Raw genomic sequence first — 13,582 nt, forward strand, 5'->3', positions numbered from 1 at the left:
TTGTTTTTAAATTTTAATCTATTTAACTTTTAAAAAGTTTTTTTCATTTTTAAGGTGATTAAAGCAATCTTCAGTTTAATTTTTGGTCAGATCCTTTTTTATACTTTTGAATGATTCCTAACTATTACTCTACATATATATTTAATTCTCTAATTTCTATATTTTATTACCCCTGTTTAAAAATTGAAGAAGGGTACGGGGAATATCCATACCCTTCTTATTTAATTATTCTTTATTAATTTCTCCATCTAATGTAGCCGGATATTTCGCTTCATCAAATTTATAGATAAAGATTTTTGCATATGTGTTATCGCCTTTACCGTCAAAACCAACTTGTGTTACTACCCCTTTGTAATCCTTCGTACCACGAACTGCTTCCATTACTTTTTCACGAGTCGGCATTTTGCCGCCGTTGTCTTTAATCGCTTGTTCAATACCAGCTAATAATACACCAGCACTGTCATAAGCATATGCAGAGTAAGATTCAATCGGTTTGTTGAATTTCGCTTTATAATCATCAGAGAACTTCTTGCCTTCTTCTGTTTTAGTAGTATCACCTGCAACGGATGTTAAGAATGTATTTTTCACTGCATCGCCGGCAATTTCAACAAATGTTGAAGAATCCAAACCATCTCCGCCCATAAATGGAACATCAATACCTTTATCACGTGCTTGTTTTACTAAAAGTCCGCCTTCAGCATATAAACCGCCAAAGTAAATTAAATCCGGCTTTTTAGATGATACTTGGTTTAGGACACCATTAAAATCTTTTTCTCCAACAGTGATGCCTTCAAATCCAACAATCTCAGCTCCCATTTTTTCTGCAGCGCCTTTGAATGCATCTGCTAATCCAGAACCGTAGGCAGTTTTATCTTGGATAACGAAGATCTTTTTCGCTTTTAATGTTTCAACAGCATATTTTGCACCAGCTGGACCTTGGAAATCATCACGGGCAACAACACGGCTTACTGATTTAAGGTTGCGATCAGTAAAATCAGTTGCTGTACTTGCTGGTGATACGCTGACAATTTTATATTTTTCATATACTTCAGAAGCAGGAATGGAAACTCCTGAATTTAAGTGGCCAACTACTCCTAAAACGGATTGATCAGCACCAAGTATATTTGCATTTGCTACCCCTTTTTTCGGATCCCCTTGATCGTCCTGTGCATCCAACTTAAGTTCAAACCCTAACTTAGCAAACTTATCTTTTTGCTCATCAATCGCTAATTGAGCTCCTAATTTAATTGCTTCACCTAGAGTCGCACTTCCACCCGATAATGGAGATTGTGTAGCGATTTTAATGACTTTTTTTCCGTCAGAACCGCTATCTTTGTCCGTATTATTGGATGAAGCACACCCACTCATGAAGCCGAGTGCTAAAGTGGCTGTCATCGCTAGCGATAGTACTTTTTTCGAAATCATAATTAGCCCCCTAATTTTTCTTTTTCTCTTTCTTTAGGAAAATGCTAGATAAAATCCCAAACTATCCTTAGGAATATTATCCCAAAAAAGCACTTCCTTGTTTGGATTATAATCCTGTATCAGACAAGTGTCTTTGTTTTTGTTAGATTTTCTAACAATATATTTTCGAAAAAGTGTGCAAATTCCGACATTTAACTTCGGTTTACGAAAGTTTTGATAGAAAATATACCTAAAATTCGACATTTACTATATATATTAAACATGTGTTTACACATTTTTTAGTAAAATGTAACTAGTTACGACATAAAAAAAGGCCATATCCACCATTTTGTGGATGCATGACCTCGTTATTCTGCAGTTGCTTTTTCCATATCTATTCTATTATTCTATTTTTACATCCAAGGTATATCTGTATTTACAACACTTGCAAAAGCTTTGCTATGTTCTCTTCTGTCTTTTCTGATTTTCACTCTCTGTTCAGCAGTATTATAGAGCATTAATTCTTCAGGCGATTGTGGAACGACTTTTGGAATTTGGGTAGGTTTTCCATTTTCATTTAGTGCTACAAACGTTAAAAAGGATGTAGCTGCTAATTTTCGTTCGCCTGTTTTTAAATTTTCTGCAATTACTTTTACAAACACTTCCATTGACGACCTGCCCGTATGAGAAACGTACGATTGAAGGCAAACAGAATCTGTTGGTTTAATTGGAATTAGAAAATCCACAGAATCAGTAGAAGCTGTTACAACATCACTTCTTGAATGCCTGGAAGCCGAAATGGATGCTACATCATCAATGTAGCTCATCAGCTTTCCTCCAAATAAAGAATTATGATTATTTGTATCAATTGGGAAGATTCGGCTCGTTTTCACCACTAGAGATTCTTTGCAAAATTTTTCTTTGCGTACATCCATTAACTCAACACCCCTTAAAAAGCATCATTTTTTATTTTTTTGTATACTCGTTAAGGAAATAATAAAATAGACTGCTTCCTTATACTTTTTACTATTTGGCACATAGAGATACTTTCAATAAAAATATTGTAGAGGAACCATCTGATTTTTTTGACTACTCCCACAGCTGAAGCAGTGGGATTCTTTATCCCAAAGCTCGTTAGATAGAGTTTTCTTTCACACATTCTATCTGCTATGAGTTTTCCTATGTCCTACAAACCTTCGGTCTGCAAAGAGAATCTATTCTCTAGCGATTCTCCTTAGGCTAACCCCGTGTGCCCCACGGTTAGAAATGACATTTACGCTACTTGAGTTTGGTTCATTTCAGAAAGTATTCTCGACCCTTCGGCCAAGATATTTTTAGCCGCATTATGGTCCCGGTCGTGTATTTCTTTACACTTCGGACACTTCCATTCTCGCAAAGCTAAATTTTTTACCGATTTGTTTTTATATGCACATTTATAACAAATTTGTTTCTATTATTATATAATTTTGAAAATAAAAAACAAGAGAAGTCACCTTGTCTATTCTCTATTTTCAGATACTTAGAGTACCACTAACCTTCGGTTTTCGTGGCACTCCGTATCTGATCTCACTTTCATCCCACCCCTAAAGGGGGTGGGATTACCCGTTCGAAAAATCTGTAAAGATAAATATCCTCCTTGTGCATTTGCTAACAGCATACTATAAGGCAAGCCCAATCCTAATTCTCTCTCTATATCTTTTTTATTTTTTCGAAAATATTGTTCTGCTCTTCTTGCAAAATTCCATATCCATTATCCTCCACTGCAATAAAGGCATTTTTTCCATCATACTTTAATCGGATGATTAATTCCCCTTGTTTTCGATCTTTAATCGCATGTAGACTATTAACGATAATTTGCTGAAGGCGAACACAGCGCTTTAAACAACTGTTTTCTACCGTTTCATTTATTTTTTCCATAAAAAAGAAGTGAAGAATCTAACTCTTCACTTCGAAACTGATTTATCCCACTCTTAACGGGCAGTAAGACCCCCGCCTCAAGATGCCGAGAAATCGAGGAAGATAGGTGTTGAAACTCGCCCGTAAAGGTTCGATAAGTGCAACTAACCATCAGTGGGGGATGTTTACTTTATTTGGTTAACAATGCTTCCGTTTCACCTTTTACACCAACAAGTCCTAATATCGTTAAAAATAAATTTTGCGGTCCTAAATAATCATTTTTCGGATCAAAATACTCATCTAATGTATGTATTCCGCCGCAATCACCTCCGCCGCCTAAAGTAACTGCAGGTATCCCTAAACTTATTGGCACATTTGAATCTGTACTGCTTGCAGAGGAAAGCTCAGGGTTAAATCCTAGCATTCTAGCAGCTGTTAATGACGTTTGAACAATGGCATTATTGCTGTTTTGTGATCCTGCAGGTCTATCTCCCACTAATTTTATGTCTACTTCAATAGCTGTTTTTTCACTTTTCCAGCGTGTATTTTCTTCTTCAGCAGCCAGCTTTAACAGCGGAAGCACTTTTTTTTCCAACAGAAGAAGTTCTTCTTGAGAATTAGAGCGAAGATCAAGCATCATGCTCGCTTCTTCCGCTATTGTATTAACAGAAGTTCCTCCTTTAATTGTTCCAACTGTAAAAGTTGTTTTTGGATCTACAGGTGTTTGTATATCAGAAATCTTGCTTATAGCTCTTCCTAATGCATGAATGGCACTTGGAATTCCAAAATCTCCAAAACTATGCCCTCCAGATCCTTTATATGTTATCTGATACCGATGACTTCCAGTACCAAGATAGACAATATTCTCTGGACTACCCGGTTCAATGGAAATAAAGCCATCAATATCGCTACGATTAAGAAAGAATCCTTTTACTCCCCTTAAATCACCTAAACCTTCTTCTCCTACTGTAGCTCCAAAAATAATATCTCCTTTTGTTTGTATATTGGTATCATTAAATGCCCTCGCGACAGATAAGACAGCTGCCAAACCTCTTCCGTCATCAGAAATTCCTGGGGCAAATACTTTTCCCTCCTTCTTCCTTACAAGAATATCCGTACCTTCTGGAAAAACCGTATCTAAATGAGCACTTACAAATAATCTCGGACCTTCTCCTGTGCCATATCGAATGCCAAAAACATTTCCATGCTTGTCTTTCTCTATTTTTGAGAGTCCTAATAACGCTAGTTTTTCTTTATAAACATTTCCTCTTTCTTCTTCTAAAAAGCTTGGAGCTGGAATGCAGGTGAGTTCTATTTGTTCCTCTAGCGTATTTTCTGCATCTTTTTTCAAAAAATCCAGTCCCTTTTTTACAAGAGGATTTGCTAATAGCTGACTAAAACTCTCTTCCATCGTTTTGCTGATAAACTTCTCTGTCATATGCATCCCTTCTTTCTTTTATTTCGTGAATCTAAGTTTCCTCCTTATTGTATTCTAAATTTTCCATTAATTCTATAAAAAAATATACTAAACGGGCGCCTCCGCTTTTCTTCGATCCAGCTACTGCTCCCAACGACTCTCATACTTCACTCTTCTCCTTACGATAAGTCAACATCGAATCGCTTCGCTCTTCGTGTTTCCTTTATCTCGTTCGAAGCGCTCCAGTCCGTTCGTCGTTAAACGGGCGCCTCCGCTTTTCTTGTACTAAAAAAATATTGACTTACATAGGAATGATGCTATAACATTTTTTTTGGATTTATATATTGGAAGTCGTGGTTCGGGACCATCCCACGTAAAAAAACTAAGGGAGAGAAAAAAAATGAAAATAAAAACAATCGCAGTAAACGGCATGATTGCTGCACTTTATATTGCTGTATCTGGCATCATTGCCCCTTTTGGTTTTACAAATATCCAGTTTCGAATTTCGGAAATGTTTAACCATCTCGTTGTATTTAATAAAAAATACATGTATGGAATTATTGTTGGCGTATTCTCAGCTAATTTGTTCTTTTCACCAATGAAGGCATATGATCTTATTTTTGGTGTTGCCCAATCACTCATAGCTCTGTTTGTTACTATTTTTATCGGCCGGTATATTAAAAACACCATAAATCGAATGATCATAAACACCATTGTATTTACGATTACTATGTTTTTCATCGCGTTTGAACTTTATTTAGCTTTTGATCTGCCATTTTTATATACATGGTATACGACTGCCGTGGGGGAATTTGCTGTGATGGCATTTGGAATTCCTGTTTTTTATATCCTAAATAAGCGAATGCATTTTAATAAACTGATAGAAGAAAAACAAAGCATGCAAAAATAACAGAAAAGATGAACAAGTGAGTTAACAGGAGATAAGGAGATAGCAGATTGATTCGAACAGCCTATAAAAAAAGCGGACAAGGCCCAACAACCATACTGGCGTTATCCTTATCCTCCCTCATTCCTTTTTCATCTGCATAAGCGCTGTTTTTAATTTATTTTCCATTAAGACAAAACCTTGTTCTGCTTGTATTCTTTTTTTGCGGGCATCCTCCTGCATGTAGAGAGTTTCTTCTAATATTGAAATTAAGCCCAGCTGTGTCTGCTTTAATAAATGAATATCTTCTAAATCATTGTTATGGCTGTTATCCAATGTATTGCTTTTTATTAATTTTTCGTTTTTTTGTATAATTTCTTTTGTCGCCATATTCATCTTTTTTTGCGTTTCTACTGCATGTCTTTGTCGCAGCAGTGTTAATGCAATGCCTACTTGATTTCTCCATAATGGAATAGTCGTTAAAATAGAGGATTGAATTTTGTCTATAACGGTTTTATTCGTGTTTTGAATCAACCGAATTTGCGGAGCTGTTTGGAGTGTAATTTGTCTGCTTATTTTTAAATCATAAATTCTTCTTTCCAAACGTTCTGCAAACTCCAGCATATCTTCTACTTCTTGATGTTTCATTTCATCTTGATCATATTTAGCTTCTATTTTCATTTTTGGAATGACTTCATTTGTTAATTCTTCCAGCTTCCATTCAGCTGCAGCAATATAAATATTAAGTGTATAAAAATATTCTTTATTGTTTTCATATAATTGTTCTAATAAATGAATATCTGCTAATAAAATATTTTTACTGCGCTCTAACTTTACACTAATTCGATCAATTTGAGCTCCCGTTTTTTGATATTTTGATAATACTTCCTGAACAGAATGTGAAACTCTTCCAAAAATCCGTGTAAAAAACGATTTTTTTTCCATCCTTAAGTCATCCGGATTAATTTCGTAGAGCTTTCCCATTAGTTCCCCAATAATATCGCCAACTTCTCCAACATCCTTTTTTTGTACATGCAACAACATCGCATGAGAAAAAGAAAGTAGATTCTTTTGTGCCTTAGCGCCAAATGAAATCATATCTCTATGATTAGCTGGGTCAAGATTTTGAGCCAGTTCCATTACTCTTTTTTTCTCCTCTTCTGAAAGTACGTCAAGAAGGCGAATGGATTTCGCCTTCTCTTTCTGTTCATTTATATCTACAGCATCCAGGGGCAGGAAAAATAGTTCATCAAATAAATTTTTGTTTGTGGAAGCTATATTTAATTCTTCACTCATTTCAGGTTCCTGCTTTCATCAAACAAGTTATCATCCTTCTTCTTGAAAGTAGTATGCTTTACTACATCCAATTCAAAGTGTAGATCGTCAATATCATCAGTAAGAATTTCATGAAGATCTTCTTCAATTGATTTTGTCAATTGTTCTAACGTATTCCTTGTATCACGGAGAGTTAATTGCAGTTCACGATTTTTTTTAGGATGTGTTGATAATAATGCATATTTCTCTGTAATCTCGACAATAGAATCTAGATGGGAGTAATAAAATTTCTCTGCATGATAAAATCGTTTTGGTTCTTGTTTCGTTAAACGATATATTTTTCTCGTTACTCGTATAAGATCAATTCTCTGTTTAAGAGAAGAAAAATGGCGTACTGCAAATACCGCTCTATTTAAACGAGCAATTTTGATTTTTGCGCCTTTTAGTTCCTTATTAATATATTTATATTCTTTTCTCGTTAAATCCTGCTTCTTTAAAAATCTATGCTTAATCACACCATCTGTTATGAAATAGGCGGCAGAGCCAACAACTATAGCATATAGAACGGAAGGGAAAAACGTTTGATCCAAAAAGAGAATGCTGCTAAACCAAGTAAGCACACCTGCCGGGATCGTTATCCCAGACCGAATAAGAAAAAGTGAAAATGGATTCATATCATCGACTCCTGACTTATACTCCTTATTTTACCATCTATTAACAAGAAGTTTATAGTTAAATAAAGTGAACTTTTCATCAGTGGGGGTTTTCTTTATCCCCACTGATGGAAGGCTTAAGGTCCACAGGATGTGGATCACACAAACGTTGCCACAGGAAGTGGCGATTTTAGTTTGTGTACCTCCTCGGACCTTTACGGGAAGTTCCCCCCCACCTAGCTTCCTCGATTTCTCAGCATCTTGAGGCGGGGGGCTTACTGCCCGTTAAGAGTGGGATAAATGGTTTTTCTCTTTTTTAGAATAGCGAAAATAGCGAGAAATAGCTATGGACTTAAAATGGAATGTACAATCAGACTTAAGACGTATTTGAGGTATTCTTTTACAAAAATTGCTTCACGTTCATGAATATTAATACCATTCAAACAAATGATCCTCTTGTTATTCATTATTTTTATGCTCTTTTCTTAAAAATTATCATAGCAAGAATAATAATTCGGTTATAGTTTAGACTAACAATATTAAGCCTGTATGCTTATTGTATTCCTTTTCTTATTACTTTGGAATTTATTAATGAATGGTTTTAGCAACGCGGATGATTGAATATTTATATATTTTGGAGAATGGTAATTAATCTACTAAAAGTAAAAAAGTTTGATAATGGTTATAAGGCAGCAAACCATGATCAAACTTTTTTACTTTGAACCTTCTTCTACTTCATCATTTGTTTTACTAATTCTCTATTTCGTTTTTTGAAAACTTCATTATGAGAAGAAACCATTCCAAATCTATTAGCATCTGGCTGAATAAATTGTTTGGCTTTATTTACTGCGTTTGCAGCATCTTGAAAAGCCCCAGCTATTAAATGCAATTTCCCGTCATGATGTAAAATATCTCCCGCTGCGTATAACCCATCTACAGAAGATTGGCTGGCAGCGTTGCCTGCAATATAATAATTTTCAGCCATATCAATATTCAATTCGCTATTCCGAAGCAAAGAAGTTTCCCGTTCATAGCCATGATTTATGATGATTTCATCGATTGGCAAATTGGAAACTTCACCAGTGTCGTGATTCGTTAGTTCTACATATTCAATTACATCATGATTTTCACAGGCAATTAACTTGGTGATTGATGTATGGCAGAAACACTCAGCCGAACTGTTCATTAATTGAGTCACTTGAGCTTCATGTCCTGCTAAAGCACTTTTTCTGTATGTTAAATATACTTTTTTAGCAATAGGCTCCAATTCATTCGCCCAATCTATTGCTGTATTTCCACCACCTGAAATGATGACTGTTTTATCTTTGAACCATTTTAAAGATTTTACCGTATAATTCAAATTAGACACTTCAAACCTTTCTGCCCCTTCAATTTCGAGCTTTTGTGGATTTAAAATCCCACCTCCGACTGCAACAATAACCGTTTTGGAAAAGTGCACCTGACCTGAAGCAGCTTGTAATACAAAAATCCCCTCACCATTTCTTGTTATCTTTTCTACTTTCTCCTTTAGCACCACTTCAGGGTTAAAAGTTAATCCTTGCTCCACAAGCTTCTGAATTAACTTTTCCCCTGAAATTGGGGTAAGCCCCCCAATGTCCCAAATCATTTTTTCAGGATATACATGGATTTTCCCGCCTAATTGTGGCTGATATTCTATTAATTTTGTTTTCATTTCTCTAAGTCCGCTATAAAATGCTGAATAAAGCCCCGCTGGCCCTCCACCAATTATTGTCACATCATATAATTCTTCCTGTTCCATTACCATTCACTCCTATGCAATAAATAGTATTGATTATCATTTTCAATTAGATTAAATATACAATGTTTTTTTCTTTTATACAATAGAACCTGTAAGATTCATCAGCTAATCTGATCTATACTTGCACTTATCGGACCTTTACGGGGAGTTATCCCCCGCCTATCTTCCTCGATTTCTCGGCATCTTGTGGCGGGGTCTTACTGCCCGTTAAGAGTGGGATAATCCAGTAGTTCATTCGAAATAATTTGATTTTTGGAACCAACTAGTAGAAAAATATCCTAATAAACACCTTTGTCATTATAATAAATAATGCGCAAAAAGGATTGTTTTCAAGAAAACAATCCTTTTTACTGGTTTCTATTTCTATTTTAAGATGAGGGTACTATATGAAGGCAATGTGATGGTATTTTTCACATTAGAAATGTTGAAAGTTGCAAAATAAATATTGTTCTTTTTTTCTACATTTTTTATTGCTATTTCCTTGCTGCTGACATTATGAAGCACCGTTACTTCTTCTTTATCTGCTACTCTTTTAAATGCAACCAAACCAGCTTCTTTATAAGGCGCCTCCGCTATTTCTCCTGATTTTAACGGCAAGCTGTTTTTTCTTGCGTGGATTAAATTTTTATAGTGATTAAATAATGAATCATTGTCTTTCATCTGTTCCGATAATGCTATTTCTGGCTTGTTATTATTATATTTTTCCTCCATCCAGTCCGTTTGAGCTGGATCATTCGTTTGATTCCAGATAAAAGGCTCTCTAAGATATTCGTCAGGCTTATTGCCTTCCAGCCCAATTTCTTCCCCATAATAAATAAATGGATTTCCTGGCAATGTCAACAATAGTGCAGCTGCCATTTTTGCTTTATTTACATCGTTGTTCACTCTGCTCATTAGGCGATTGGTATCATGATTTGTAAGAAAGATAGAATCCATAAAATTCGGATTATTTTTTTGATAAAAATCTCGGACATTGCTCACTCTCGAAACAATTCCCCGATCATCTCCGAGTTTTGCTGTATTAATCATTACTTCAGATAAATCGAAATTAAATGCAGAGTTTAATCCTTTTAGATATGGACCAACGACACCAGGGGTATCCCAAACCTCTCCCACTAAAAAAACATTCGGTTTAATTTTTTGCATTTTTTCATTAAACTCTTTCCAGAAGTCTATCGTTTTTTCATTGTTTTTTGGTGATTGATAAAAGCTGTACAGATATTTTGCTGCATCTAAACGGAAACCATCAATTCCTGTATTCTCCAGCCAAAACTCCCCTATATTTTCCATTTCAGAACGAACTGATTTGGAATCATAATTTAAATCTGGCATGGAATCTGAAAAAGATCCTTCATATAACTGCTGATTTTTCTCGTGCCAAACCTTTTGACCCCAATCACCTACCTGATTTTTGTTTGAGTCTTTGCCTGCCCAAACATAGTAATCTTTAAAGGCAGGATCCCCTTTTAATGCTTTTTGAAACCAAGGATGATCAATTGAAGTGTGGTTGATAACTAAATCCATTAGCACTTTTATGTTGCGAGAATGTGCTTCTTTCACCAATTTCTTAAAATCTTCTAATGTTCCATATGCTGGATTAATACCTCTATAATCCGTTACATCATAGCCATGATAGCTTGGAGATGGCATAATAGGCGTTAGCCATATCCCTTCAATGCCTAAGTCTTCCAAATAATCCAGCTTGCTTGTGATACCATTTATATCACCAATACCATCCCCATTGCTATCAGCAAAAGAACGGACAAATATCTCATAATAGATCCTATTTTGATCATTCTTTATGCCCGTTTCTTCTTTTATAGCAGACTCCGTTTCTTTTTTTGTTTCATCTTTTTTTTGACACCCTGCCGCTAAAAACACAGCAAACAAAACGACAAGCCATAATTGAATCATTCTTTTCAAAATATAGATCCTCCCCCTTCAGAGCTATAATAATAGCCATCACTGCTTTTACACTGTGATGGCTTTATTTTTTTCCCATTATTCATTGATTAATCTTCATTAAAAGAGAGATGCCATGCAACGAAGGAATTATCGCTCATTAATCCATTGCAATAGTGACCGTTACCCTTTATCTGCTCCTGCAGTTAATCCTTCTATTAAATATCTCTGCATAAATATAAATAATAAAGTAACAGGCAAGGCAATCATGACACACCCTGCTGCAAATACAGTAAACTGACTTGCGACTTTCTCTCCAATTAAATCAAATAGTCCAACAGCTAATGTTTTTTGCTCTGGTGAACGCAAAACAAGTTTCGCAAAAATAAAATCTGTAAATGCTCCATTAAATGTCATTAACGATGTAAATACAATCAACGGCTTTGACATCGGTAAAATAATTCTGAAAAAAGTTAATAAATGACCTGCACCATCAATCCGTGCCGCTTCAATTACACTTTTTGGCATCGTGTCAAAATAACTTTTTGCAAATAGGAAAAATAATGGTGATCCTGCAACATATACGAGAATAATAGCAATATGTGTATTCAGAAGATTCATTTGGGTAAGCAAAATATAAATTGCAATCATACTCATAAATCCAGGAAACAATCCAAGAACTAACAACGTATTCATTAATTTTTTTCTGCCATTAAAACGATAGACGGAAAATACATAACCTGTTATAAGAGTAAAAATAGTTCCGAAAAATGTACTGATTACTGCTATTTTAATTGTATTGAAATACCATTGAGCAAATGGATATTTTTTAAATAAAGACAGATAATGATCAAACGTGATTTTAGCAGGAATCAATGTTTCGCTATATAAAGATGCCCCTGGACGAAGAGAAGAAAGAATCACCCAAATAGCTGGGTAAATACAAATGATCGCAATGAGGATTAGAGCGATATAACTTAATGAAACACGAATGTTTTTTTTCGATATAAACATCAATGTGTATCCTCCTCTTTAAATGCTTTCGTACGCTGTACATTATATATCGCAAATACAGATAAAACGATGAAAATAAATATACCAATAACAGAAGCAAAATTATATTGTCCCTGAATCATAGATAGCTTATAAAGCCAAGTAATTAATATATCGGTGCTTCCGGCAAATCTGTAGTCTGCATTTGTAGGCGTTCCGTTTGTTAATAAATATACAACATTAAAATTATTAATGTTTGCTACAAACGACATAATAATCAATGGCGCCATTGCATGCATAACGATCGGATACGTAATTAAACGGAGCTTTTGTATTCCGTTAGCTCCATCCATTTCTGCAGCTTCAAATAAATCCTTTGGTATGGTGGTTAAAATACCAATGATCATTAGCATCGTGATAGGAAAAGCTAACCAGAAATTAACTAAAATCAAAGTAATTTTTGCCCACATTGGGTCAGATAGCCATGGAGCCTGAGCTATGCCCAACATTTTCAAATACTGATTAATCGGACCAAATTGTCCATTGAACATATTTCGCAGAATTAGTACAGAAACAAACATCGGTATCGCAAACGGAAGAATAAAAATAGTTCTCCAAAACTTTTTGTATTTAATCTCTTTCTGCTGCAGCAATAACGCAACAGCAAACCCTCCAATGAATGATAAAAGAGTGGCAAAAAGAGCAAATACAAAAGTCCAAATTGTTACTCCATAGAATGTGTTGCTCCATGCTTTTATTTTAAATATATCGGTGAATGTCTTAAAACCATGCCAATCTATTAAATGTGCAGGTGGCATCGTTTCTCTTGTATAATTTGTAAAACCAATTAATATCATAAAGATGATAGGCAAAACCGTAAAGAAAAATATCCCTAACATCGGAACAGATAAAATGATTTGGGGGAACTTGTATTCAGACACATATTTAACCGTCTGCCCAAAATTGTTTAATTTTTTCCCTTGTTCTCTTAGTTTCCCTGTACGAAATGCATCTTTAATATTCATAACATATATACATGCAACAATAATTAAAATAAAGGTTGTAATAAGACCTTCTACCATTAAATAGATGGAGTGATCTCCGATTACGTTTTGATAGAGTCTGCCCACTTTTTCTAAACGAGTGGCTTTTTCTCCTAATGTTGTCAATCCCCAAAGTGCATGTGGAAGCCGAAATATGACTGTATATAAACTAAAAAGGTGAATAACAAAAAGAATTATTCCCTTTATATATTGCTTATTATAAATTTGTCCTAGACCCATAGCTATAATCGATAGGATAACTGCTTTCTTGCGATGCAGAGAAACATTAGAATATTTATATTCCTTTATGTTCGACTCCTGAATCATTCTTCC

The 13,582-nt window shown here is 35.0% G+C and carries 12 protein-coding genes and 1 riboswitch; of the genes, 1 reads left to right on the forward strand and 11 read right to left on the reverse strand.

Annotation, left to right across the window (positions count from 1 at the left end):
* Nucleotides 1–225: 225 nt before the first annotated feature.
* From ACTYBU_RS11185 to ACTYBU_RS11205, 5 genes are all read right to left on the reverse strand, one after another.
* The gene (locus tag ACTYBU_RS11185) at nt 226–1,425 is read right to left on the reverse strand and encodes a branched-chain amino acid ABC transporter substrate-binding protein (protein WP_445489753.1); all 1,200 of its coding nucleotides are present in this window, start codon (nt 1,423–1,425) and stop codon (nt 226–228) included.
* Between the two features lie 392 nt (nt 1,426–1,817).
* Nucleotides 1,818–2,339, reverse strand: a complete 522-nt coding sequence (locus ACTYBU_RS11190) for an acyl-CoA thioesterase (RefSeq protein WP_445489754.1) — start codon at nt 2,337–2,339, stop codon at nt 1,818–1,820.
* 338 nt (nt 2,340–2,677) lie between these two features.
* The gene (locus ACTYBU_RS11195) at nt 2,678–2,848 is read right to left on the reverse strand and encodes a zinc ribbon domain-containing protein (protein ID WP_445490076.1); all 171 of its coding nucleotides are present in this window, start codon (nt 2,846–2,848) and stop codon (nt 2,678–2,680) included.
* Between the two features lie 245 nt (nt 2,849–3,093).
* Nucleotides 3,094–3,321, reverse strand: a complete 228-nt coding sequence (locus tag ACTYBU_RS11200) for an ATP-binding protein (RefSeq protein ID WP_445489755.1) — start codon at nt 3,319–3,321, stop codon at nt 3,094–3,096.
* A gap of 169 nt (nt 3,322–3,490) precedes the next feature.
* A complete protein-coding gene (locus ACTYBU_RS11205; RefSeq protein ID WP_445489756.1) occupies nt 3,491–4,738 on the reverse strand; it encodes a M20/M25/M40 family metallo-hydrolase in 1,248 nt (415 codons plus the stop codon).
* A gap of 326 nt (nt 4,739–5,064) precedes the next feature.
* A riboswitch (PreQ1 riboswitch) is annotated at nt 5,065–5,109 on the forward strand.
* A gap of 8 nt (nt 5,110–5,117) precedes the next feature.
* Between ACTYBU_RS11205 and ACTYBU_RS11210 the strand changes: the two genes are divergently transcribed.
* Nucleotides 5,118–5,627: a QueT transporter family protein gene (locus ACTYBU_RS11210; RefSeq protein WP_445489758.1), complete on the forward strand. Its 510-nt coding sequence runs from the start codon at nt 5,118–5,120 to the stop codon at nt 5,625–5,627.
* Between the two features lie 117 nt (nt 5,628–5,744).
* Here ACTYBU_RS11210 and ACTYBU_RS11215 read toward each other — a convergent pair whose 3' ends face one another.
* From ACTYBU_RS11215 to ACTYBU_RS11240, 6 genes are all read right to left on the reverse strand, one after another.
* Nucleotides 5,745–6,899, reverse strand: coding sequence for a toxic anion resistance protein (locus ACTYBU_RS11215; RefSeq protein ID WP_445489760.1), 1,155 nt, complete (start codon nt 6,897–6,899; stop codon nt 5,745–5,747).
* A complete protein-coding gene (locus tag ACTYBU_RS11220) occupies nt 6,896–7,552 on the reverse strand; it encodes a 5-bromo-4-chloroindolyl phosphate hydrolysis family protein (protein WP_445489761.1) in 657 nt (218 codons plus the stop codon). The genes ACTYBU_RS11215 and ACTYBU_RS11220 overlap by 4 nt, the downstream gene beginning before the upstream one ends.
* Before the next feature lie 709 nt (nt 7,553–8,261).
* Nucleotides 8,262–9,311: an NAD(P)/FAD-dependent oxidoreductase gene (locus tag ACTYBU_RS11225; protein WP_445489763.1), complete on the reverse strand. Its 1,050-nt coding sequence runs from the start codon at nt 9,309–9,311 to the stop codon at nt 8,262–8,264.
* Nucleotides 9,312–9,674: 363 nt separating this feature from the next.
* On the reverse strand, nt 9,675–11,225 hold the full coding sequence (locus tag ACTYBU_RS11230; RefSeq protein ID WP_445490077.1) for an alpha-amylase family glycosyl hydrolase: 1,551 nt from the start codon (nt 11,223–11,225) through the stop codon (nt 9,675–9,677).
* 171 nt (nt 11,226–11,396) lie between these two features.
* Complete coding sequence (locus ACTYBU_RS11235) at nt 11,397–12,227, reverse strand: sugar ABC transporter permease (RefSeq protein WP_445490078.1); 831 nt, start codon at nt 12,225–12,227, stop codon at nt 11,397–11,399.
* Entirely contained in the window at nt 12,227–13,576 is a 1,350-nt protein-coding gene (locus tag ACTYBU_RS11240; protein ID WP_445489765.1) for an ABC transporter permease subunit, read from the reverse strand. The genes ACTYBU_RS11235 and ACTYBU_RS11240 overlap by 1 nt, the downstream gene beginning before the upstream one ends.
* Nucleotides 13,577–13,582 lie beyond the last annotated feature (6 nt).

This window comes from Niallia sp. 03133 (genome assembly GCF_052663225.1).